Below are 22,759 nucleotides of genomic sequence, written 5' to 3' on the forward strand. Positions count from 1 at the left end.
CGGGTATTCACTTCTCTTCTACGGGTATTTCACCACTACGCGCGGGTATTCGCTTCTCTTCCGCGGGTATTTCACCGCCTCGCGCGGGTATTCACTCCTCTTCCGCGGGTATTTCACCGGCACGCGGGCTTCTCTCCTCTTCCGCGGGTATTTCACCAACGCGCGCGGGCTTCTCTCCTCTTCCGCGGGTATTTCACCACTACGCGCGGGCTTCGCTTCTCTTCCGCGGATATTTCACCGCCTCGCGCGGGTATTTGCTCCTCTTCCGCGGGTATTTCACCACCTCGCGCGGGCTTTGCTTCTCTTCCGCGGATATTTCACTGACCCGCACGAGTATTACACCCATTAATCTTGATTACTCGCTCTAGTAGCTTCCTTTGAAATATTCACTTTCCAGAAAACTATAGTAGTGCTATCTTTGACACCATTTTTTTGGATATTCTTTAACATTGACCAAATGCTTTCCTTATCGTTTGCGTTACAGAAGGAATTGTAAATGTTAATTGGGTTAGCGTATGGTTCATGAGGACATTCAAGTAAGCCATCTGTAGTTAGAAAAAGACGATTTTCTCCTTTTCTTAATTCTTTAATTCCTACACTATAACAAGGGACGTCCTGTTCAAACGTGTTGACTTGTCCTATCCATTCGTAAAATTGCCTTTGATTTAATTGAAACTGACCTAATGCAGCCAATTCTTGGTGAAGTAAAAAAAGAACGCAGTCTCCAATCGAAAACCACCATACATATTTATCCTTTCTTACGACAATTAAACACGCAGTTTCTCCAGTAATATTGCGGCAAATAGATAAGAATTGTTCCGCTTGAAATATAGTTAAAATTTTCTCTTCGATCCTTTTGAAGGTTTGATGATTTGTCGGTAAAGATAATAAATGTGTAAGTTTATTTTTATGAGCAAGAAATTGTTCGATAATTATTTGAGCACTCTCAGATGTATTATGAGCATCTAGTAAAATGGAAAACTCCCAATCTTGCTTTTCATCTAGCCATACTAAGCAACCGTCTTCGTTTTTATATTGTCCTGCGTCGGAGTTACCACCATATCGTCCAACAATAACATGTTTAATTTGATAAAGATTCGGGTGATCTATGAAGTTGTCTTGGCTACCTATCCAACTAAAATCTTCTATAGATTCACTCATATGCATTATTCTCAAGATATGTTTTTATTCGAGTACAAAGCTTAACAACTTCTATATTGTCGCCCATAGGGGCATTTTCCCAATCATACACATCATTTGGTCCCCAATACTGTTTAGGCGTATTCGGATATCGAGGAACTAAATGCATATGCAAATGTGGCACTGAGTTTCCAGAAACCAATGAATAGATATGCTCTGCATTCTCACACTCCATTATTGCCTTACTAACTCTAGCCATAATAACACCAAATGCTTTTGCCTCTTCTATAGTCATATCTCCAAGAGTAGGAACATGTCTTTTTAAATCAATCATGATATGACCTAAATAATTTGGTGCTCCACTTCTGTCTATATGCCCAACATAAACATATTCGTCTTCATAAATCCTTAACTCTGAAGCTTGAATGTTGCCAGCATGTTTATTGCAAATAAAACATTCCTCCATTAATCCTCACTCCTTCGTCGAAATTTTCAAAATTATAACACATTTATTAATAAGTTGGGATATTTTTCCGAACTAATAAAAAATAGAGTTGCAAATTACATATGAATTTGTAACTCTATTTTAGACAGTCTCTTTTCGAATTCCTAAAACTCATAATGGTAAGCAATTTTATAAAGCTCCATTAACTCTTCCTGTGTCGGAACTTTAGGATTATTTTCGGGGCTACCGCTGGCAATTGCATCAGCTGCCATTTTTGGAATAGCATCGTAAAACGCTTGCTCATCAATTCCCCATTGTTTCAAATTCCCTATATCCATCTTCTTGCACATTTCCTTAATTGAAACAATAGCTAAATCGGCAAGCTCTTCTTGAGATAACAGTTCATTATCTTTATTGAAAAACTTACCTAGATCTGCTAGTCGATCGACACAAGCATCCTTTGAAAATTCTAATACTGCTGGCAGAAGCATGGCATTTGAAATACCATGTGGTACATGAAATAGCGCTCCTATTGGACGAGACATGCCGTGCACTAAAGCGACAGAAGCATTTGAGAATGAAAGACCTGCTTGCATTGAGCCTAGTGACATCGCTTCCCGCGCATCAATATCGTTACCTTGCTCATAAACTTTTAAAATATTATTAACGATTAGCTCCATAGCTGATAATGCAAGGGCATTCGAGTACGGATGTGCTAATCGAGATAAATAACTTTCAATGGCATGACTTAATGCATCGATACCAGTTGCCGCAGTAATGGATGGTGGAGATGTAACCGTTAAAATCGGGTCAACAATAGCTATGTTTGGCATAAATGCGGGCTGCTTAATCATCATTTTCACTTCATTTTTCGTATTAGTAATGACGGTTGCATCTGTTGCTTCTGAGCCTGTTCCCGCTGTTGTCGGAATTGCGATATGTGGAATCGATGCTTGCTCTGCAATTTTTGCCATTTTCATATAATCGCCAATGTATCCACCATTTGTTGCGATTACTGCGATAGCTTTTCCTGTATCGATACAGCTCCCGCCACCGACGGAAATAATAAGATCACAACCCTCAGACTGTAAAATATGAAGCCCCTCCGCTACATACGTATCCACTGGTTCCGTTGTTACGCCTAAATATGAAAGCGTTTCCATTCCATTGTCTCTTAAGAATGTGCTACATTGATTTACAAAGCCTAAGCGATCCATGATCGGATCACTAATGATAAGTGCTTTAGTCCCTAATTTTTTTGCATATACGCCCACTTCTTCAAAAGAATCTCGTCCATAAACGATTGTTCCTGGTGAATGAACTGTATAGATTGTTTTTGTTTGAATCATATTTCACCCTCCTAAGCTATTGTGCTGTATAACCGCCATCCAAAAGTATTGCTTGACCTGTTATACCCTTTGCCATATCACTAGCTAAATAAAGCGCAAGTCCTGTAACTTCCGATACATCTAGTAAACGTTTTTGAGGAACGAGTGGATATAGCACCTGCTCAAGCACTTCTTCTACTTGAATTCCCCTTGTCTTTGCCAAATCCCTAAACTGATTACGCACTAATTCTGTATCGACATATCCTGGACAAATGGCATTCACGGTTATCCCCTCAGTTGCAACCTCTAGTGCAGCCACTTTCGTTAAACCGACAAGCCCATGTTTTGCGGCATTGTATCCAGCTTTACCTGCAAACCCAATAACGCCATTAATAGATGCCATGTTAATAATGCGTCCAAACTTATTTTTCTTCATATGTGGTAAAACATATTTCATTGCTATAAAAGGCCCAACAAGCATCACCTTTTGCATGGATTCGAAGATTTCAGTCGCGAAATCCTCTATAAGAGAAACATGCTGAAACCCTGCGTTGTTGATTAAAACATCTATTGTCTGAAACTTTTTAACAGTAAAGTCAATCGCATCACATATAGCTTGTTCATTTGTAACATCGCATGTGTATGCAGTTAATTGCGGATTATGCTTAACTGCCTCTGCTAAAAGCTGTTCATTTATATCTGTTATCACTACATTCGCTCCCTGCTCAGCAAACGCTAATGCCATGGATAACCCGATACCACGAGCTGCTCCAGTAATAAAAACTGTTTTTCCTTTCACCTCAAAGTCCTCCTACATTCCTAGTGAGAATAATATGATTGCGATTATCGTACCTATAATTGGTATAATGACGGTTAAGGCACCAAATGGCATATAAGCATCTTTATGCTTTTCATTGCATACAGAATTGATCGTCGTTACTACATAACCGCCATGCGGCAATGAATCGAGAGACCCCGACGCAATAGCAATTGTACGGTGTAATGCTTCGGTATCAACTCCCATGTCAATATAGTGAGGCGCAAGTAAAGGCATTGCAATTGTTTGACCGCCAGAAGCTGAGCCTGTTAAACCAGCTATTACAGCAATGGCTAATGCACCGCCAATTAACGGGCTTCCAGGAATATTAGTCATAACGTCAACAGTTGCCACAAATGATGGTGTAGCTTTTACCACACCTCCGAAACCAACCACTGCTGCTGTATTAGCAATAGCTACAACAGCACCCATAGCACCAGCTCCTAGTGTGGCACCGACAGATTTTGAATATTTATAGCTCACTAAATAAGCAGTAATACATCCACTCGTTAATGCCACAATTAAAGCTGAAGTTCCAAGAGAATTATGGAACACAAAGGAAATACCTAAAACTACCAATAGTGGTACAACACTTAAACTTGGACTCGGAAGCTTACGAGATTCATCAACTACTGGGTCATTAGATCGTTCTATAAATACCTCTCCGCTTTTTACTGCACGTTTGATCATCCAATTTAGCCACAGTGACCCACCAATGGCCATAAAAATTGCAACAACTATACTTACTTCCCATCCAGCATATGGCGTTGTACCAAGGTATGGAATAGGAATCCAATTTTGAATTTCCGGTGAACCTGCTGAGGTCATCGTAAAGGTTACAGAACCTAAACCAAGTGCAGCAGGTATAAAGCGACGAGGAAAATTCGCTTGCTTGAATAAACTGATAGCCATTGGATAGACCGAGAAGGCTACGATAAACACTGAGACACCACCATATGTTAGTACAGCTGCAGCAAGTACTACTGCATAGGCTGCATATTTCACTCCAATTTTTTCTACAATCCATTTAGAAACACTATCGGCCGCCCCAGTATCCTCCATTACCTTTCCAAAAATAGCACCTGCCATGAACATTAAATACCATGAACCAACGAATCCCGTAAACCCGTCCATATAACTTGTTAAGAAGTTAGTCTGATTCTCATCAGCTGTTTGTGGAAAAAATGCTAGACCATTCGTTACTGCCGCTATCAACGCTGTCAACGGCGCTGAAATCAGTAAATTTACGCCTCTCATCGTTAAATACACGAGTAAAGCTAAACTACCAAAAAGCCCAACGTATTCTAACATCCCATCCTCCTCATATTCTTTTTGAAAAAAGAGCTGTAAAAGAACACAGCTCTTCTATCTTTATTAGTCGTTATTACTTGGGAATGCAAACGTAGATGCTGTCGATACTTGACCTGTCATCCAACGCTCTGATATTGTTTTTGTTTTTGTAAAGAAGCGTGCCTGATCAGGACCAAACATATGCCCTTCACCAAAACGAGAGCCTTTAAATCCTGCAAAGTTATGGTAACCAACTGGTATAGGAATTGGTACATTCACGCCAACCATCCCAACATCGATTTCTGTTGTAAATTTACGAGCTGCTAAACCGTCATTCGTAAAGATTGTTACTCCATTTCCAAGCTCATGCTTATTAATAAGTTGGATGGCTTCATCTAATGAATCAACACGTACAACATTTCGAGCTGGACCGAATATTTCTTGTTCGTAAATTTCCATGCCTGGTTTTACGTTATCTAGCAATGTTGGCCCTACAAAGAATCCTTTTGACTCTTTGACAATATCGAGCTCACGACCATCACAAATAACCGTCGCACCTTCAGACTCGCCTCGTTTAATAGCCGCAATAATCGCTTCCTTCGATTGCTGTGAAATGACAGGGCCAAAATCTGTCTCTGGATCTGTATATGAACCTACCTTCAAGTTAGAGATTTTCTCCTTTAAGATTTCAACAAGACGATCTGCTGTATCCTTGCCAACAGGCATAATCGTTGAAATGGCCATACAACGTTGAGAGGCTGCCCCATAAGCTGCTCCGATAAATGCATTTGCTACCTGATCAAGATCTGCATCAGGCATCACAACCATATTGTTTTTCCCTCCACCAAGAGCTGTAACACGTTTACCGTATTTCGAGCCTGTTTCATAAATATATTGGGCAACTGGTGTCGATCCTACAAATGAAATTGCTTGTACAATCGGGTTCTCTAATAGTTCATTCACTGCATCTTTATCCCCGTTTACTACCGTCCAAATACCATCTGGTAAACCAGCTTTTTTCCAAAGTTCGCTCACATATAAGGCAGTCATAGGAACACGCTCAGAAGCTTTTAAAATAACTGCATTGCCGACAGCAATTGCCATACTTGTTTGTGCTAAAGGCACCATGATTGGGAAGTTAAATGGCGAGATAGCCGCTACTACACCTAATGGATACTTTGCAGAGTAGGCATTAATCTGACCACCGACGTTGACAGAATACTCTCCCTTCATTAAATGAGGTGCACTAATAGCTAAGTCAACAGACTCCAAACCACGTGTAATTTCACCTTTCGCATCCTCAATTGTTTTACCGCTCTCTGTACAAATAACTTGTAGAAGTTCCTCCATATTTTCAGTAATAAGATTACGGAACTTTAATACAATCTCAGCACGTTTTGCTACTGACGTATCTCTCCATTGTGGAAACGCTGCCTGTGCTTTATCAATAGCCTCCCGCGTTTCTTCTACAGTTGCAAGTGGAACCTTTGCAATTACCTCACCCGTCGTTGGATTATATACTGAACCGAATCGTCCACTTTTCCCTTCTACAAGTTCTCCACCAATAAAGTGTGTTAAAGTTTTAACCTCTTGTGCTGTTGTCATATTTTTAGTCCTCCTTTAAGATTGTTCAATTTTACAGTTTTCTTTTAGACTTAAATAAGTGACAGACATATCATTTTCTCCATAGCCCTGCTGAGAAATATCGCTATAAAGATTCACTAATTTTTCCCCGATTCGAAGTGGTACCCCTGCTTCATCTGCCATATTTTTTGCAAGCTTCAAATCTTTTAGTAATAGATTTGTAGAAAAACCTGGCTGATAGTTGTCGTTTTTCATGTATTCCAAATAATTGCGTTCATAAATACGGCTTTGACCATAACTATTACTTAATACTTCATACAGCGTATCTGCATGGATCCCCATTTTTTCACCAAGCACGATTGTTTCAGCGACTGCTTCTGTATAGAATCCAATCATTAAATTATTGAGTAATTTTATATGTGTACCTACACTTGGAGACGTACCAAGATGATAAATATTTTTCCCTATTATTCGGAAAATTTCAGACCCAGTTTGATAATCCTCCTCTTTACCACCAACCATTATCGTAAGTGTTGCATTAATAGCACCTATAACGCCTCCACTAACAGGTGCCCCAAGATAACTTAATCCCAATAATTGTGCTTCCTTATGTAAGGAATCATTTAATTCGGGATTCACCGTACTAAAGTCTATTAATAAACATCCTTTCTTAGCATGGTGCAATATACCCTGTTCAGATCTATATACTTGTTCTACTACTTGTGGTGTCGGCAAGCTAGTCATGATAATATCACTTTGCTCAGCAACTTCCTTTGCTGTTGCAAGTCCAACTCCACCTTCTTTTTTAAATTGCTCAATTGCTTGCGAATTAATATCAAAACCATAAACCTTATAGCCAGCCTTTAATAAATTTACTGACATCGGTAACCCCATATTGCCTAAGCCGATAAAACCTAATTTCTCCGTCATTATTGACCTCCCCTGCTCCTTGAAAATCCGAGAAACACTAGCCAACTCTACTCCTTTGTCGTAACATTAATAACAAAATATTAATTAACCGCAGTCATTGACCCCAGTCAATTAAATGATAATCAAACTAAATCCATTACGTCAATCAAAATATTTTATATTTTCAGTTTTTTTACAAAGGCATCTTAATATACTTATTTCGGAGGAATATGAGAACATGAATCCACTAACGAGCCGTCAAAAAAAGGCATTAGAAACACGGGGAAAATTACTTAAAACATCTTTAGATTTATTTAATAAACATGGATATGAGCATGTATCCATTGAACAAATTACGAAAGCATGCAATGTATCGAAGGGAACGTTTTACACTTATTTCCCAACTAAGTACGATGTTATTTTAGAAAAATTTAAGGAACTCGATAGTTTTTATAGCACTGTAGAAAAAAATATCGACTCTTCTTTACCAGCAAGCGAAAAAATTTTAACGCTTTATCAAGAGCAAATGAAGTATTTAACGAACGTTGTGGGAAAGGATTTATTGCGTACAGTCTATACTGCGGCGATGACAAGTCAAGTGGAACAAGATCATTATTTAATTAGTCCACAAAGGAAAATATTCCAAATAATTAATGCTTATTTAGAGGATGGCATTCGTCTTGGAGAATTTCGTCAAGATTTGCAGGTTACTCAAGTACAGGCTATTATTCAGCGCTGTATGCGTGCAAATGTCTATGATTGGCTAATTCATAATGAAGACTTCAATTTATCTGTGGAAATGGCGCAATTTACAGCTATTGTTTTAGATGGATTGAAAGCAGAAAATAAATAGCCAACTTTTAGAAGGGGTTGCTTAGAGAGCTCGGGTGAAGTCATTTTCTGATTAGGTTGTATTGGATCTCTATTTGCTCGGTCTTCCCAAAGCTCTACAACAAAGTAGCACTTCATCAGAATTGATGAAGTGCTACTTTGTTTGTTGGCTTTAGCTAACAAAATATTTATTAACAATGGTTTCTACGGGCAATGGCTTGTTATATAAATAGCCTTGTCCTTTTTGGCATTGGTGACGTTTTAGAAAATCGACCTGTGATAGTTCCTCGATTCCTTCAGCTACGACCTCCAACCCTAAATTATGGGACATTGAAATAATGGCTTTAATAATGGCCTCATTTTTATCATCTTTCGTAATATCCGCTATAAACGATTGGTCAATTTTTATAATATCTATCGGATAACGTTTTAAATAGCTTAAAGATGAATAGCCCGTTCCAAAATCATCGACGGAAACATAAACACCTAGCTGCTTTAATTCGGTTAAAATTGAAAATGTTTCATGGACATTCGTCATAGAGCTTTCGGTAATTTCCACCTCTAATAATTCAGGTGGCACATTATATTTTTTCAAAGCCGCTTTAATTTTCCGAGCAAAGTTTTCTTTTCTAAATTGTTTTGGCGAAATATTGATGGCAATTCGTACTGGTCGATAGCCATTCATCTGCCACTCTTTTTGATAGCGACACACCTCGTCAATAATCCAATCACCGATTTCAATAATTAAGCCTGATGCCTCTGCAATGGGTATAAACTGTGCAGGTGACACAAAGCCAAATTTCCGGTTATTCCATCGTAATAATGCCTCAAAGCTATTAATACTGTTATTCGTTAAATCCATTTGTGGCTGTAAATGAATACTTAACTCGTTAAATTCGATAGCACGACGTAAATGCGCCTCCATTAGTGCCTCATTTGGAAAAATAGTTGTCGTATCTTCACGATAGTAACGGTAGTGTGAACGACCATGGTCTTTTACAGAAAATAATGCTTTATCTGCTTTACGTATAAGTGTTTCTAAATCTTTGCCATCCGCTGGACTATGGGAGATACCAATCGACACACTAATAAAATATTCCTGCCCATCAATCATGAATGGCTGTTTTAATGCATCTAAAATAGCATTGGCCATCTGTTCAATTTTGTCGACGGTTGCATCTTTTAGAACAAAAATAAATTCATCGCTATTATAACGATAAAACGAGCATTTAGCGTGACAGAGCTCCCGAAGTCTTTGACTAAACATTCGTATAAGCTCATCACCCTTACTTTCGCCAAGGGATTCATTAAATTTTTTAAAACGATCAATATCCATCAAAATAATAGCTGCTTGCTTATTTTTCTTTTTATCATTTAAATGCTGAAGCCACTGTTCCTTTAAAGCCTTACGATTCCAAATACCCGTTAATTCGTCCATTAACGCTAGGTAATAAAAGGCTTGATGATCATTCATAAATGAGGTTGCGTCTTTCACAAATAAATGTACACCTATAATTTCACCATTAAAGTATGTTGGATGCGTTCGTAAATAAAATGGTTCTTTACTTAACAGTTGTTGTTTAAACAAGCATTCCGGCATACCAAATGCTGAGCCCTCAATAGTTTTTGCAAATAATAATTTAAATTCGTCGATATACTTACTCTCTAATAATGAAAAAATATTTTGTCCGATCAAGCTTTGTTGTTCTTTTAACAACTGAGAAGTGGCAGCAACATTTTGATGAATAATGCGACCTTGTAAATCAGTTGTTAACACCGGACATACGTGCTGTTCCACAAATTGCAAATAAGGTTCTACTTCAATTTTCTTCTCACGTAGAATAACTGCTACAACTGAATTTTCTAAGTGCTGTACACGAACAGCAAATGTTTTTACTTTGTGCTCCGTACATACTTCTAGCCTTTGCTCTAGATTTAATTGTTGTTGTACTATATTCGATAATTGTAGCCAGCACTGCTCCGTAAAAAATTGTTCAGCGTTAGTCGCTTTCACATCTTGTAGGTTCAAAAATGACGGTAGTTTATCGTTAAAATTAACGACCTCAAACGCTTTTGTATCCACTTTTCTCAAACATACGACCGCATCAAATGGATTAAGTTGTATGATTTGATGATAGTCTGCAAATTGCGCTACATTCTCTTTATATTTTTTCATTATATCCCTCACTAAGTAGCGTGTTTGCTTATTCTTCGTCTAGCGTAGGTTTTAGTGCATCCTTTAGGAAAATTTCCTGACTGTTAATTGGATCTTCACCACGATCAAATTCTTTATAATGATATTTTCCATTGGAGTCTTGAATACGAGCTTTTGCTGTATCCTCAAGTTGTGTATTCATAATGTTAATAATACGAGCTTTGGCTTCGCTTGCATATACTGGGAATAAAATTTCCACACGTTTAATCATATTACGAGTCATCATATCCGCCGAAGACAAATATACTTTATTTTCCCCATTATGATGGAACCAATAAATACGCGAATGCTCGAGGAAACGACCAACAATGCTCGTTACTGTTATGTTTTCACTAATTCCAGGGATGCCTGGTCTAATGCAACAAATTCCACGAATGATCAGCTCTACTTTCACACCTGCAATCGATGCCTCATATAGCTTCATCATTAAGTCTTTGTCCGTTAGTGAATTCATTTTAGCTCGAATAAAACCATTACCATGCTTCTTATGACAGGCAATTTCCTCATCCATTAAGCGGATAAATTCATCTCGAATATCAAACGGGGCCACAACTAAATGATTAAAAGTTGGTTTCTCTGTATAGCCACTTAAATAGTTAAAGAAGTTAGTGGCATCAATGCCAAATTCCTTATCTGTTGTTATGATACCCATATCTGTATAAATTTTTGCAGTTGCATCATTATAATTTCCTGTACCCAGATGAACAAAGCGCTCAATTTTCCCATTACGACGACTTACAACAAGCGTTATTTTTGAATGTGTCTTTAAGTTATTCATGCCGTAAATAACAAGGCAGCCAGCTTGCTCAAGTTGCTTTGCCCAAAGAACATTATTTTCTTCATCAAAACGTGCTTTTAATTCAACTAAAACTGTTACCTGTTTACCATTTTCTGCTGCAAGCTTTAAGGCTTGTATAATGGGTGAATTACCACTTACACGATATAAAGTTTGTTTGATCGCTAAAACGTTCGGATTAACGGCCGCTTCTGCAATAAAATCTACAATTGGCGCAAATGATTCAAACGGATGATGGAAGAAAATGTCTTGTTGCAGCGCTTTTTCAAAAATATTTTCATCCGATTGCAAATCTAATGGCGGCTGTGGGATAAAGCTTTCATATTCTAAATGTTCTCGACCAACAGATATACCTTTTACAAAAGAGAACATAAATGTTAAATCTAATGGTCCATCTATATGGAAAACATCCGTTTCTTCAATTTCAAATTCATCGAGTAAATATGTAAGCACTTCCTCACTCATCTCACCCTCACGAACTTCGAGACGACTGCCTACACCCCATTTACGTTTTTTCAGCTCTTTTTCGATTTCTACAAGTAAATCTCTTGCACCTTCTTCATGAATCGTTAAATCAGCATTACGTGTCAAACGGAAAGCCTGCGCTGATTTGACACTGTAACCATAAAAGAGCTTTTCTATATGCGCTACAATCACGTCTTCTAATAAGACAATAACCGTCTCTCCGTCTGCTGATGGTACTTTAATATAACGATCTAAAACTGATGGAACTTGTACAATAGCTACCTTTTCATGATTCTCAATGTCCGCTTCATCTTGCTCTAATAAAACAAGTAAATTTAATGTTTTACCAAGCAAAGTCGGGAAAGGACGGTAAGCATCTACAGCTACGGGTGTTAAAACAGGGAAGATTGTTTCTGCAAACATTTCATTGATAAATGCTTTCTGTGCACTATTTAAGTCTTTCATGTCTGCGATATGTACATTATGCTGTGGTAATAAATCATATATTAAGTGTCTGTAAACTTCAGTTTGTCGGCGCACTAATGCCTGAGTTCGTTCTGCAATTTTCGCTAATTGCTCTTTTGGTGTTAAGCCTGATTTATTTTCGGGCTTATGGAAACCTGCACGCACTTGATCCTGTAGTCCTGCAACACGCACCATGAAAAATTCATCTAAATTCGAACTAAAAATTGCTAAAAACTTCAATCGTTCTAGCAGAGGATTATCGATATCCTCTGCTTCCTCTAAAACTCGTTCATTAAAGGCAAGCCAGCTTAATTCACGGTTGTTATAGTATTGCGGTTTAGCGATTTCCTCTAGTAATCGACCTTGTATTTCTGTTGATTCCTTTTCATTTAACTGATTATTCGTAATTTCAGTTGTCATAATTGTTCAACCCTACTTCCACAAAGTTTATTTTTATCGGTATCTTTAGTGCGCGCTCTAGATGTTTTTTTTGTCGGTTTGCTTGGTATTTTTCAGCGGCCGCATTATTTTTCACATAGATGCTAAGCTGTACATAATCCTCTTTTGTTTGCATCTTTATAGTTTTAACAATTGTTCGTTTAGACACATTTAACGCATAGACAAATTTCAAAAAAGCACCAAAGTCTCGTATTTTGCGATACTCCTCACGACTCATCCATTCTGTAAACGGAGCAGCGAATCGCTGATAATAATCTTTATTTTTATACGAAGCTAAAAGTGCTAATTTTACACGTTCCTTATGACTTAACCCATCGATAGTTTGGTTCGCAATTAAATAAAAAGTATGCTGACTAGCCGAACTTAACTCAATATACTCCCCAATATTAAACACCCTCGCCGCTTTCGACAATAAGTGCAAATCTTTTGGATGATGTTGTAAATAACCAAAGTGGCAACATTCACGGTACAATTGATCCGTTAACTGCATTAAATAGTCCGCTTCTTCTTCAGAACGACCATACTGACGAGCAAATCTTTTAGCGTTTCCCTCAAACACATTGTATTTATCAAACGCACTTTTATCTGTTTGTAAAATACGCTGTATAACGAGCCCTTCTCGCAAACCCTTTTTTGTTATCTGGAATAATCCACTTCCAGAAATTTCCATTAACACATTAAAAACCTCTAATGCAGGAACGATGATATCCGCACGATCTGTCGAAAGCCCATCTAACTGTTTCAAATCATGAAAGCTTAAATTATTTAAAAATACACTGAGCTCATCTAAATTGCCCTGCGTCATTTCGTAGCCATGTACACTTGCGATTGGATATGCATGTTTTTGTTGATGAATTTGGGCAATATTTCGAGCACTACCGCCAATAGCAATAATCGGTAAACCGATATTCTGAATCCATGAAAGTGATTTGAACTGTTCCTTCACAAATGCAATAAGTTCCTTTTTTTCACTACCATTCATAATCTCGCCCTTTACGAAACGTTGCTTTAAAGAAACTGTACCAAACGGGAAACTATGAGATTTCTGTAGTTCTTTATTTTCAAATAGCGTTATTTCTGTACTACCGCCACCAATATCGATCGTTACAGCGGACTTTGTGCTTATAGAATGCGCCACTGCAACAAAGCCATAATATGCCTCTTCTTCTTCAGTTAAAAGCTCTATTTGAATGCCTGTCTGTTTTTTCATTAAGGTCAGTATTTCTTCTCTATTAGTTGCCTGACGGATTGCAGCTGTTGCAGCAGCTTTCACATCAGTCACTTCATAATCATCAAGTATTGCTTTATAAGTCAATAATGTTTCTGTTAATACTTTTATACCTTCTTCAGACATTTCACCAGAGGGCTGTAAATATGTACGTAAACGTGCAACCGTTTTAATATTTCCAATCTCACGAAGTCCCTCTTCTTTATCATATCGATACAATACTAAGCGAACAGTGTTTGAGCCAATATCGATAATAGCGGTTTTTAAATCATTCAAATAATCACTTCCTTAGCGCATGCATAGTATTAATGGATCTACATTAAATATTGAGGTGAACCGCAATGTATAGGTACTCGAACATTCGGGTGCTCTCCTCTTTTTCGTCGACTGATGGTTTGCCTTCCTCGTTGTATATTATTTTTCCCTAGCCTCATGTATCTATACAAAAAAGCCGGAGCCTAAAAGAGGCATCCGACTTTCTTACATTATTATTATACTTTCAGGATACCCATTATTAATATTGTGAAGTACCTTTTCCAACTTTAATTTTATTTTATATGATAAGTTGGTCGATTCGTAAAATAAGCTCCGTAATTTCTGGCTTACTAATTTGATCCTCTGCACCTACTTGGTCACCTTTATGACGAAGATCATCTGTAATTAAGCTTGAGAAAATAATGACAGGAAGCTTTTGGAGATCTGGATGCTCCTTTATTTTACGCGTTAAATGATGCCCATCCATTTGTGGCATTTCAATGTCCGTCACAACTAATTGAATATGCTCGGCTACATCGCTACCACTTTTAACGATAGCTTGGAGGTATTCATAAGCATCATGGCCGTTTTCAAAGAATTCAACATTCTCATAACCTGCTTCATTCATAGTATCGAATAAGAGCTTACGTAATAATGGTGAATCTTCTGCAATTAAAATTCGTTTTTCAGAACGCTCACGTTTACCAAGCTTTTTAACGGCTTCTACACTAATACCAGAATCGGGATTTATGTCTACCATAATTCTCTCGAAATCAAGCAATAAAATCATTTGCTCGTTTTGCTTAATAACACCAATAACTTGTGATGTTCCTCCCTGATACATATCAGAAGGCTTCTCGATTTGATTCCATGAGATACGGTGAATCTGTGTTACATTATCTACATGAAATACTACACGCTGTTTATTAAACTCAGCTACAATATATTTTTGCTGAGAACTACGCTCTTGACTTTGAATACCTAATACTCGGAGCATATCAACTACTGGTAATACCTCACCTCGTAATTGAATAATCCCTTCTACATGCGGGTGCGCGTGTGGAATAAATGTTACTGGAATCGGTTGAATAATTTCTTTTACTTTAATAACGTTAATACCAAATTTATTATTAGCTACTTCAAATTCAACAATTTCTAGCTCATTTGTGCCACTTTCTAATAATATACCTTTATGTTCCAATGCAACCCCGCTCCTTTCTATCCAACTTCTATTTATAATTCAATTGTATCATAGGCGATACATTTCTCCTACTTGCTTTTTCCAATTTTATTATTAACATGGCTCACCATCCATAACACGGGTGAACTACCATACAGAAAACAAAAAAGTCAAATGGCTCTCCAAACGCCCTCAGGAAAGTGTTCAGCCGGATATACATAGAATGCGTATATGTCTTATCTAATATCATCTCCAACTTTTGAGCCATTGACTTTTAAATGTATCAATAGGCCAATTATCGTCATCACAATTAATGTCGATAACGCAACACGACTCGCTAGCGTTCCGTAATCTTTCATCCATAACGTAACGGTTCCGTAGACTGCTGGCCCGATAATGGAGGATACTTTACCCGAAAATGCAAATAAGCCAAAGAACTGACCCCGTTTTTCTTCAGGAGACAATTCAATAATATATGTTCTAGATGTTACCCACATGGATCCTAGCGATACGCCAAACATACTACCTGCAAGCCAGAACATCCATTGCTCAGTCGCAAAAACAGCAAATGCTAAAGCAACTATCATTAATATTGCGACCATAGTTATCGCACGTTTGGCACCGATTGCTTTTGTAATATAACCAAATGCAAAAGAGCCAATAATAGTTGACACCGTAGACACTAAATAAAGCACGATAAATTGACCTGAAGTAAAGCCTACGATTGTTGTTGCATATACAGCCATCATTGCAATAGTTGTTGCAATTGCATCATTTAAAAAGAAATAAGCAATCATAAAGGTGAAAATAGCTTTATATTGCTTCATGTCCTTAAAGGTTTGAACAATTTCCTTATACCCATCTAAAAATTTGATGGGCTTTCGTTGAGATGTTGGTATCGGTGTATCTTTATTAATAAAAAATAATGGCAAAGAAAATAATAAATATAAAATGGCAGTCGGAATAAATGCTCGATGGAAATCACTGTTTCCTACGTACAAATAAACAAGTAGTCCCAATATTGTACCAAGATACCCAATCGCTACCCCATAGCCCGAAATAAGGGGCATTTCCTCTTTTGTCCCTAAATCACCCATCATGGAATCATAAAATACTAGACTGGAATTAAAGAAAAATTTTGCGATGATAAAACTAGCTACAACTAAAAACAAACTAAGTGGCACACCCGAAAAATTGGTTGGCATCTGTAAATTCGCAAAAACCCCCATCATAAAAGTAAAGAAGATGGATATAGATGCAAACCATACTATGAATCTCTTTTTATAGCCTGTTTGATCGATCCATACTCCAAAAAGTGGCGAAAAAAGAACGAGAAACAAGCTAGCGATCGCATTCGCATAAGAAATAAATGTACTTGCCACCTGCTGCATTACCTCATTCGTCCCTAAAACCTCATCCATATAAAACGGGAAAAATATCGTATTAATATTTGAAGAAAATATTGTATTCGCAAAATCATAAAATGCCCATGACAAAATTGGCAATGATAAATAAAGTGCTAACTGACTCCGATGCTGAACGTCTACTGTTGAATTCCGCTTCATAAAACCCTCCTTCCCTTTTCTATATTATTAAATAAATTCCCTCATGTAATAAAAAATACCTTTTATTTAATGAAAATTAACACTTTTTACAATATACATGCATTTTTATTTAACTAACACTCTAAAATGAACGAATCTTCTCCTTTGCTGCGAGCAACTCATAATAAAAAAGATATCCAAGCTCTCCTCGCTTGGATATCAAAGTGTTTTTTAAAAGCTATTTTATTAATGAAATTATAAGTAAAGTATCGCTCTTCGGCAGGGTGTCGCCCAGTCGGAACGAAGATCAATCACTTCACATATCATCTTGTATGAACGCTAATTAATAATGCTAAAAAAACTTCTGCAATGTTTTTTATGTGCGAAACGAAGCGACAGTAGCAACAACAAGGCGGAGTAACGGCTCGACGCTCATCCACAGAAAAAGGGGAGCATGAACGGTAGTTACCCTCATTTCCCTTGACCATTGTTCAACACTAAAAAGGATATCCAAGCCCCCTCGCTTGGATATCCTTTTTACTATTCTTCTATATTCACCCACATAGAAGACCATTGTTCAATTGCTTTAAGGACCGGTGCAAGTGCATATCCTTTTTCTGTTAGCTTGTATTCAATCACTACTGGTGTTGATGGAATAACCGTGCGCTCCACAATGTTCTCAATCTCTAATTCTTTTAATCTTTCCGTTAACACACGACTGCTAATACCCACTTTATTTTTTATCGTTGAGTATCGTTGAGGACCTTCCAATAACTGATATATAAGCAGGGTGTTCCAGCTATGATTTAATATTTTCAGCGCTTTTTCAAATCGGGGACAAATTTTTTTTTGATCCAAATTTTCCTGCCTCCAATGTATTTTGTTCTTATATAACAGTATATCATTTTTTCGAAAATCATTTCCAAAAATAAAATTTAGTTACTTGACAAAAGTTGTTTTTAAAAATAAACTAAGTTACGAAATGTAAGCAAAAAAACAAAAGGAGTTTATTTGACTATGCAAAATATCGGTTCAACTATTTTACGTGTGGTGCTTGGCATTATTTTTGCAACTCACGGTTTCCAAAAGTTTCAGGGAGGTATCGGCTTCACAGCTGATTATTTTGATGCCATTGGTATTCCAGGCTTCATGGCTTATATTGTTGCCATTATAGAACTAGTCGGTGGTGTAGCCATTATTTTAGGCTTAGGTACAAGACTTATCGGCGCTTTATTGACAGTAACAATGATCGTTGCCATTTTTACAGCGAAGCTTAGCGTTGGCTTTATCGGGGAAAACGGCTTAGCCGGGTACGAATTGGATTTAGCTTTAGCTGCGATGGCTTTATACTTTGCACTTGCAGGAGCATCTAGTTTTTCTTTAGACGCAAAACTTTTTGATAAAGAGTAATGCTGCCGTAGTTAACTATTTTCTGAGTGAGCTACTTTAAAATAAAACCCGAAGTATCTAAGATCGATACTTCGGGTTTTATAAAATTTTATATTCTTCAGTGTTCTAGTGGTCGGTTAACCTCTATTGATAAGCCTTTAAAAGTGCCTGAGTACCGTTTTCACCATAACCCTCTTCTATTAGCCTTTCATACATATCATAAGCAAGTGTTAGACCTGGTAATGTAATCCCCATTTTTTTAGATTCATCTAATGCTATTTTCATATCCTTTACAAAATGCTTGATATAAAAGCCTGGTGCGTAATCTCCTTTGATCATACGAGGGGCTAAATTACTTAACGACCAAGAGCCTGCTGCACCAGACGAAATGGATTGCAATACTGTCGATAAATCAAGTCCAGCCTTTAAACCGTAAGCCAATGACTCACACACACCAATCATTCCAGATGCAATAACGACCTGATTACACATTTTAGCATGCTGCCCTGCACCCGCTTCTCCTTGATAAACAATATTTTCACCAAAATGCTTCATAATTGGTAATACTTTATTGAATGTAGCTTGGCTACCTCCAACCATAATTGATAATGTCCCATTTTGAGCGCCAATATCTCCTCCTGAAACAGGTGCATCCAGCGCTTCTACTCCTTGTTTTTGAGCATGTTCGAAAATTTTCTTTGCCAATGTTGGCTCTGAAGTGGTCATATCAATAACGATATTGCCGGATTCAGCTGTTTGAAATAAACCGTTATCTCCAAAATATACTTCCTCTACGTCCGCAGGGTATCCAACCATCGTAAAGGCAATATCCTTATGTTTAAATGCTTCTGCTGGTGTACTTGCCCAAGTTGCACCTAACGCCAAGAGTGGCTCCGCTTTCTCCTTTGTGCGTGTAAAAACTGTTACCTCATGACCATTTTTTAATAAATGTTTTATAATACTTGCGCCCATTACGCCTGTGCCGACAAATGCAATACCTTCTTTTCCCATATGTACATACTCCTTTGTGATCAAGGCAATAATTGATCTTTTTAAATGATCAACCGTTAGCACTTATTCTTATCTATAAGTGTAGTTGAATAAGTTCGATAATTCAAACTTCTCTTATTAACTTGTACTAAAAACTTTATGCGCTGCATATATACGAGTAAATCAATTTCACCTTGGCGTAATGAAGACAAAAAAAAGAGAGCAGTAGATGGGGTATCACTGCTCTAAAGGGGAAATGAGAATGTTGCTGTGTTCAAAATAAGTATTCCCCACCAAATACTTTTTAAACATATTATTTAAAAAGTTTATACTCTGAATACTGGAACATTCTTTCAATCTTCTTGACGCTCTTCTTCTTCAAATGTTGTCTGTCTATAATAAGTATTCATTAACTGATCTAATCTGCGACTCAGTTGAATGGTTTTCGCATTTTGTAACCCGTTCTCTACACCTGAGCGAATCATCATCTCACGAGTTTGTTCCATTTGTTTCAAGAGTAGATTGACCATTCATATAACCCTCCACACACAAATAATCATACCATTATTATACATTTATATTTCATTTCTTACAGCATTAACTTACGACAATGTTCGACAAATCAGCTTCTTGGAATTTCTTGATAAGTATAAATTACGCGTCCATTTTGTTTGGCCTCACCTCTATAATGTTTAAATAAAGGATGTTTTACTAGTACTTCTCGGAACTCATAAAATTGTTCCTTTTCTATCTCTATACTTTTTAATTCCCCGTTTTGTAATTGTTTAAGCATATTTTCGTATTTTTCCATTTTTTTGATTCCTCTCTTCTTTAGCATTCTGTGTAATTAATTATGAATTATTCAAAAAAGGCTTTACGTTTTCCATTTTTTCATGCAAACTGTATATTATTAGTCGATGAAGGAGCTGACTGTCTGTGAAAATAGCTGAAGTTGGAAATATTATCGAGTTTAAAGACGGCTTACAAGGTATAGTCGAAAAAGTAAATGAAAATTCGGTGATCGTTGATTTAACATACATGGAGAATTTCGATTCCCTTGAAATTGAAGAAAAGACGGTCGTCAACCATAAACGTTACAAAATTTTATATACAAATGAAGCTTAATAGTCTGAATAGTCCCTATTTGTCTTTATAGATGATAAGGGACTATTTTTTTGATAAAATTAAAAGCATGGAGGTCGAATAATGCTTACAAATTCGAAACAAACAATAATATGGCTCCTTTCTTTATTATTCGTTTATGGCATGCTTGCTTTTACCTTTGCAAACCAAGCTGTATTTTGGTACCTATATGCATTTACTTTACTTGTATGTATTGCCATTGCGATTTTAGCTGGTAAAATTGAAGATCAGTTACCGACATGGAAATTTTTACTTTTCGGTATTGGATACGGTACAATAACATACGGTATTATACGCTTTGGCTATTGGCTTGCACCATATATTAATGGTTCATTGGTACAATCAGTACAAAAGTTTTTAGCAAATTATGGACCACAGACTATTTGGCACTATATATTACTTGTATTCATTGTTGCTATTGGTGAAGAGCTCTTTTGGCGTGGCTATGTTCAACAACAGCTGAAACGCTTTATGAGACCTACTTTAGCAGTCATTGTAACAGCGATTTTAAGTGCAATCTCTATTGCAATAAGCGGCTTTATGCTTGGTATGATTGCTGCACTTGTAACCGGCATTATTTGGGGCTTGTTATATGAATGGCGTAAGAGTATGCCACTTGTTATTGTATCCCATGTAGTCTTTGTACTACTCTTATTTTTAGTGTTACCTTTAACATAATAGCATTAAAATTTGGAAACATTTTCTCTTTACCAACGTTTAATAATAAAAGGAGGGCTTTTCATGCAAAAAAAATTAATTTCTCTACCTGCATTAATACTAACAGCCATTTTAGTCGTAGGATGTAACACTTCTGATAAAACAGAGGATTCTGATGTTCAAAAAAATGAGCCATCAAATACTGAACAACAGCAAAAACCATCAGCTGAGGATAAAACTGTAAATGACTCAGAAGAAACGCCTACAAATGAAACAGATAAAGATACTACAGACAAAGCAGACACTACAGATAGTGCAAATACTCCGAAACAAGAAGTTAACTATGTACAAAAAGGCAAAGAAAAAACTGAAACAGCAAGCGAATCGAAAAGTGCTGATCAAGGCTATAAAATGCAACAACTACCTGGATTTACACTTTCTCAAGAAGAACCTGGTAAAGACATGTTAATTTCTAACGAAAATGCTGAAGTATTCATGCGTATCGAAGATGTTTCACAATCAAGCTATGATGAAGTAAAAACATCTATGCAAGATTATATGAATGCTGTTGGTGAACCATCAACTTTATCTTCTGAGGATCTAGCTGCATTTAAGGGTATTAAAAACATTGAAGGTTATGTTGTAAATTTTGTTGATGTCAAAGAAAAAGTAATCGGCGTTGTTTTTGAAAAAGATGGTTTAATTATTAAATTAACTATTCACGATAACGAAGAACTAGATTTAACTGATGCTATGTTTAAAATGGCAGCAACTATTTCTAAAAAATAATGATTCAAAAAAGACTGTAGACAAACTTGTTTGCTCTACAGTCTTTTTATTGTTTTTAATACGGTTTATACCATAGCGTGAGGCTCATTTCCCTTCCGATTGGTCGGATTGGTACCATGGGTAGCTAGGAACGGTTACAAGGGCGTTTACGCAGGACAAGATACTTTTTTGTCGCTCGCTTTCCCCTTTTCCATGAAGTTAATCACCAAGTTCTCTCCCTAATAGTTTTAAGCCTTTTGTTCAACACAAAAAGTTGCCTCAAATTCATTGAGACAACCCTTCTTAATAAGACAAATCCTTAATAGACAGTCCTAATTTTTTTAATAAAGTGATAGCTTGATCTTTTTCCTCAATAGATAGCACGCTCATCAATTCATGTAAATGCTGTTCATGCTTTGGAAATAGTTCCGCCATAAATGCTTCACCTTTGTCCGTAATTTCTGCATACGTAACACGGCGATCTGACGGACATGAAACACGTAATAAATATCCTCTTTTTTCAAGTTTGTCAATGACATACGTAATAGACCCACTAGCAAGCAAAATTTTATTGCCAATTTGCTGTAATGGCTGTCTTCCTTTATGATAAAGAAGCTCTAAGACAGCAAATTCAGTAGGATTTAGTCCATTCTCTTGAAAAAATTGATGGGTTGTCTCATTAATTGCTTTATGTGCACGTGATAATACGATATACAATTTTAAAGATTGCTTTATATCTTCTGACGTCATATCCTTTTCCTCTCAATTCGCTTTATACTTGCCATTATAGCGATATTAGAAAAGCATTGTCAAAAGCATTATTTGATTTTAAGCCTCATATGTCGTTTACGGTACACATTG

General features: G+C 36.9%; 23 protein-coding genes. 6 read left to right on the top strand and 17 right to left on the bottom strand.

Annotated elements, in window-relative coordinates; genetic code table 11:
* Positions 1–349: hypothetical protein (locus tag ACFTQ7_RS01660; protein WP_386826952.1), on the top strand; the 349-nt coding region annotated here is incomplete at its 5' end.
* Here ACFTQ7_RS01660 and ACFTQ7_RS01665 read toward each other — a convergent pair.
* The 7 genes from ACFTQ7_RS01665 to ACFTQ7_RS01695 form a co-directional block, all read right to left on the bottom strand.
* Positions 346–1,161 carry a PP2C family serine/threonine-protein phosphatase gene (locus ACFTQ7_RS01665; RefSeq protein ID WP_386826953.1) on the bottom strand — a complete coding sequence of 272 codons (816 nt, stop codon included), beginning with the start codon at positions 1,159–1,161 and terminating at the stop codon, positions 346–348. The genes ACFTQ7_RS01660 and ACFTQ7_RS01665 overlap by 4 nt on opposite strands.
* Complete coding sequence (locus ACFTQ7_RS01670) at positions 1,154–1,606, bottom strand: HIT family protein (RefSeq protein WP_386826954.1); 453 nt, start codon at positions 1,604–1,606, stop codon at positions 1,154–1,156. Before ACFTQ7_RS01670 ends, ACFTQ7_RS01665 begins: the two co-directional genes overlap by 8 nt.
* A 143-nt stretch (positions 1,607–1,749) precedes the next feature.
* Positions 1,750–2,934 carry an iron-containing alcohol dehydrogenase gene (locus ACFTQ7_RS01675; protein ID WP_386826955.1) on the bottom strand — a complete coding sequence of 395 codons (1,185 nt, stop codon included), beginning with the start codon at positions 2,932–2,934 and terminating at the stop codon, positions 1,750–1,752.
* A 16-nt stretch (positions 2,935–2,950) separates the two neighbouring features.
* Positions 2,951–3,712 (bottom strand): 3-hydroxybutyrate dehydrogenase, encoded by a 762-nt coding sequence (locus ACFTQ7_RS01680; RefSeq protein WP_349659014.1) that lies wholly within the window; start codon positions 3,710–3,712, stop codon positions 2,951–2,953.
* Between the two features lie 12 nt (positions 3,713–3,724).
* Positions 3,725–5,041 carry a GntP family permease gene (locus ACFTQ7_RS01685; RefSeq protein ID WP_386826956.1) on the bottom strand — a complete coding sequence of 439 codons (1,317 nt, stop codon included), beginning with the start codon at positions 5,039–5,041 and terminating at the stop codon, positions 3,725–3,727.
* Positions 5,042–5,104: 63 nt separating this feature from the next.
* Positions 5,105–6,625 (bottom strand): CoA-acylating methylmalonate-semialdehyde dehydrogenase, encoded by a 1,521-nt coding sequence (locus tag ACFTQ7_RS01690; RefSeq protein ID WP_386826957.1) that lies wholly within the window; start codon positions 6,623–6,625, stop codon positions 5,105–5,107.
* A 15-nt stretch (positions 6,626–6,640) separates the two neighbouring features.
* Positions 6,641–7,534: an NAD(P)-dependent oxidoreductase gene (locus ACFTQ7_RS01695; RefSeq protein ID WP_386826958.1), complete on the bottom strand. Its 894-nt coding sequence runs from the start codon at positions 7,532–7,534 to the stop codon at positions 6,641–6,643.
* A 217-nt stretch (positions 7,535–7,751) separates the two neighbouring features.
* On the opposite strand from ACFTQ7_RS01695, the gene ACFTQ7_RS01700 reads away from it, so the two are divergent.
* Entirely contained in the window at positions 7,752–8,366 is a 615-nt protein-coding gene (locus tag ACFTQ7_RS01700; RefSeq protein WP_386826959.1) for a TetR/AcrR family transcriptional regulator, read from the top strand.
* 150 nt (positions 8,367–8,516) lie between these two features.
* Here the strand turns inward: ACFTQ7_RS01700 and ACFTQ7_RS01705 are convergent, their stop codons facing one another.
* The 6 genes from ACFTQ7_RS01705 to ACFTQ7_RS01730 all read right to left on the bottom strand — a co-directional run bounded on the left by ACFTQ7_RS01705 (position 8,517) and on the right by ACFTQ7_RS01730 (position 17,809).
* On the bottom strand, positions 8,517–10,520 hold the full coding sequence (locus tag ACFTQ7_RS01705) for an EAL domain-containing protein (RefSeq protein WP_386826960.1): 2,004 nt from the start codon (positions 10,518–10,520) through the stop codon (positions 8,517–8,519).
* A gap of 28 nt (positions 10,521–10,548) precedes the next feature.
* Positions 10,549–12,705 carry an RNA degradosome polyphosphate kinase gene (locus ACFTQ7_RS01710; RefSeq protein ID WP_386826961.1) on the bottom strand — a complete coding sequence of 719 codons (2,157 nt, stop codon included), beginning with the start codon at positions 12,703–12,705 and terminating at the stop codon, positions 10,549–10,551.
* On the bottom strand, positions 12,695–14,248 hold the full coding sequence (locus ACFTQ7_RS01715) for a Ppx/GppA phosphatase family protein (protein WP_386826962.1): 1,554 nt from the start codon (positions 14,246–14,248) through the stop codon (positions 12,695–12,697). Before ACFTQ7_RS01715 ends, ACFTQ7_RS01710 begins: the two co-directional genes overlap by 11 nt.
* 277 nt (positions 14,249–14,525) lie before the next feature.
* Positions 14,526–15,428: a chemotaxis protein gene (locus ACFTQ7_RS01720; protein ID WP_197142230.1), complete on the bottom strand. Its 903-nt coding sequence runs from the start codon at positions 15,426–15,428 to the stop codon at positions 14,526–14,528.
* A 215-nt stretch (positions 15,429–15,643) separates the two neighbouring features.
* Complete coding sequence (locus tag ACFTQ7_RS01725; protein ID WP_386826963.1) at positions 15,644–16,972, bottom strand: MFS transporter; 1,329 nt, start codon at positions 16,970–16,972, stop codon at positions 15,644–15,646.
* Between the two features lie 519 nt (positions 16,973–17,491).
* Entirely contained in the window at positions 17,492–17,809 is a 318-nt protein-coding gene (locus ACFTQ7_RS01730) for a winged helix-turn-helix transcriptional regulator (RefSeq protein WP_386826964.1), read from the bottom strand.
* A 159-nt stretch (positions 17,810–17,968) separates the two neighbouring features.
* On the opposite strand from ACFTQ7_RS01730, the gene ACFTQ7_RS01735 reads away from it, so the two are divergent.
* Entirely contained in the window at positions 17,969–18,361 is a 393-nt protein-coding gene (locus ACFTQ7_RS01735) for a DoxX family protein (RefSeq protein ID WP_197142234.1), read from the top strand.
* Positions 18,362–18,484: 123 nt separating this feature from the next.
* On the opposite strand, the gene ACFTQ7_RS01740 is transcribed toward ACFTQ7_RS01735, so the two are convergent.
* The 3 genes from ACFTQ7_RS01740 to ACFTQ7_RS01750 all read right to left on the bottom strand — a co-directional run bounded on the left by ACFTQ7_RS01740 (position 18,485) and on the right by ACFTQ7_RS01750 (position 20,141).
* Positions 18,485–19,351, bottom strand: coding sequence for an NAD(P)-dependent oxidoreductase (locus ACFTQ7_RS01740; RefSeq protein ID WP_386826965.1), 867 nt, complete (start codon positions 19,349–19,351; stop codon positions 18,485–18,487).
* Positions 19,352–19,683: 332 nt separating this feature from the next.
* Entirely contained in the window at positions 19,684–19,860 is a 177-nt protein-coding gene (locus ACFTQ7_RS01745) for an aspartyl-phosphate phosphatase Spo0E family protein (RefSeq protein ID WP_079559641.1), read from the bottom strand.
* A 92-nt stretch (positions 19,861–19,952) separates the two neighbouring features.
* On the bottom strand, positions 19,953–20,141 hold the full coding sequence (locus tag ACFTQ7_RS01750; protein WP_349659026.1) for a hypothetical protein: 189 nt from the start codon (positions 20,139–20,141) through the stop codon (positions 19,953–19,955).
* A gap of 125 nt (positions 20,142–20,266) precedes the next feature.
* Here ACFTQ7_RS01750 and ACFTQ7_RS01755 point away from each other — a divergent pair, with 125 nt between their 5' ends.
* The 3 genes from ACFTQ7_RS01755 to ACFTQ7_RS01765 all read left to right on the top strand — a co-directional run bounded on the left by ACFTQ7_RS01755 (position 20,267) and on the right by ACFTQ7_RS01765 (position 21,919).
* On the top strand, positions 20,267–20,455 hold the full coding sequence (locus tag ACFTQ7_RS01755) for a YkvS family protein (RefSeq protein WP_053483503.1): 189 nt from the start codon (positions 20,267–20,269) through the stop codon (positions 20,453–20,455).
* An 81-nt stretch (positions 20,456–20,536) separates the two neighbouring features.
* Positions 20,537–21,151 (top strand): CPBP family intramembrane glutamic endopeptidase, encoded by a 615-nt coding sequence (locus ACFTQ7_RS01760; RefSeq protein WP_349659027.1) that lies wholly within the window; start codon positions 20,537–20,539, stop codon positions 21,149–21,151.
* 63 nt (positions 21,152–21,214) lie between these two features.
* Complete coding sequence (locus tag ACFTQ7_RS01765) at positions 21,215–21,919, top strand: hypothetical protein (RefSeq protein WP_386826966.1); 705 nt, start codon at positions 21,215–21,217, stop codon at positions 21,917–21,919.
* A 282-nt stretch (positions 21,920–22,201) separates the two neighbouring features.
* Here ACFTQ7_RS01765 and ACFTQ7_RS01770 read toward each other — a convergent pair whose 3' ends face one another.
* Positions 22,202–22,648 carry a MarR family winged helix-turn-helix transcriptional regulator gene (locus tag ACFTQ7_RS01770; RefSeq protein ID WP_386826967.1) on the bottom strand — a complete coding sequence of 149 codons (447 nt, stop codon included), beginning with the start codon at positions 22,646–22,648 and terminating at the stop codon, positions 22,202–22,204.
* Positions 22,649–22,759: the final 111 nt, after the last annotated feature.

This window comes from Lysinibacillus sp. NPDC056959 (assembly GCF_042674095.1).
GTDB lineage: Bacteria > Bacillota > Bacilli > Bacillales_A > Planococcaceae > Lysinibacillus > Lysinibacillus zambalensis.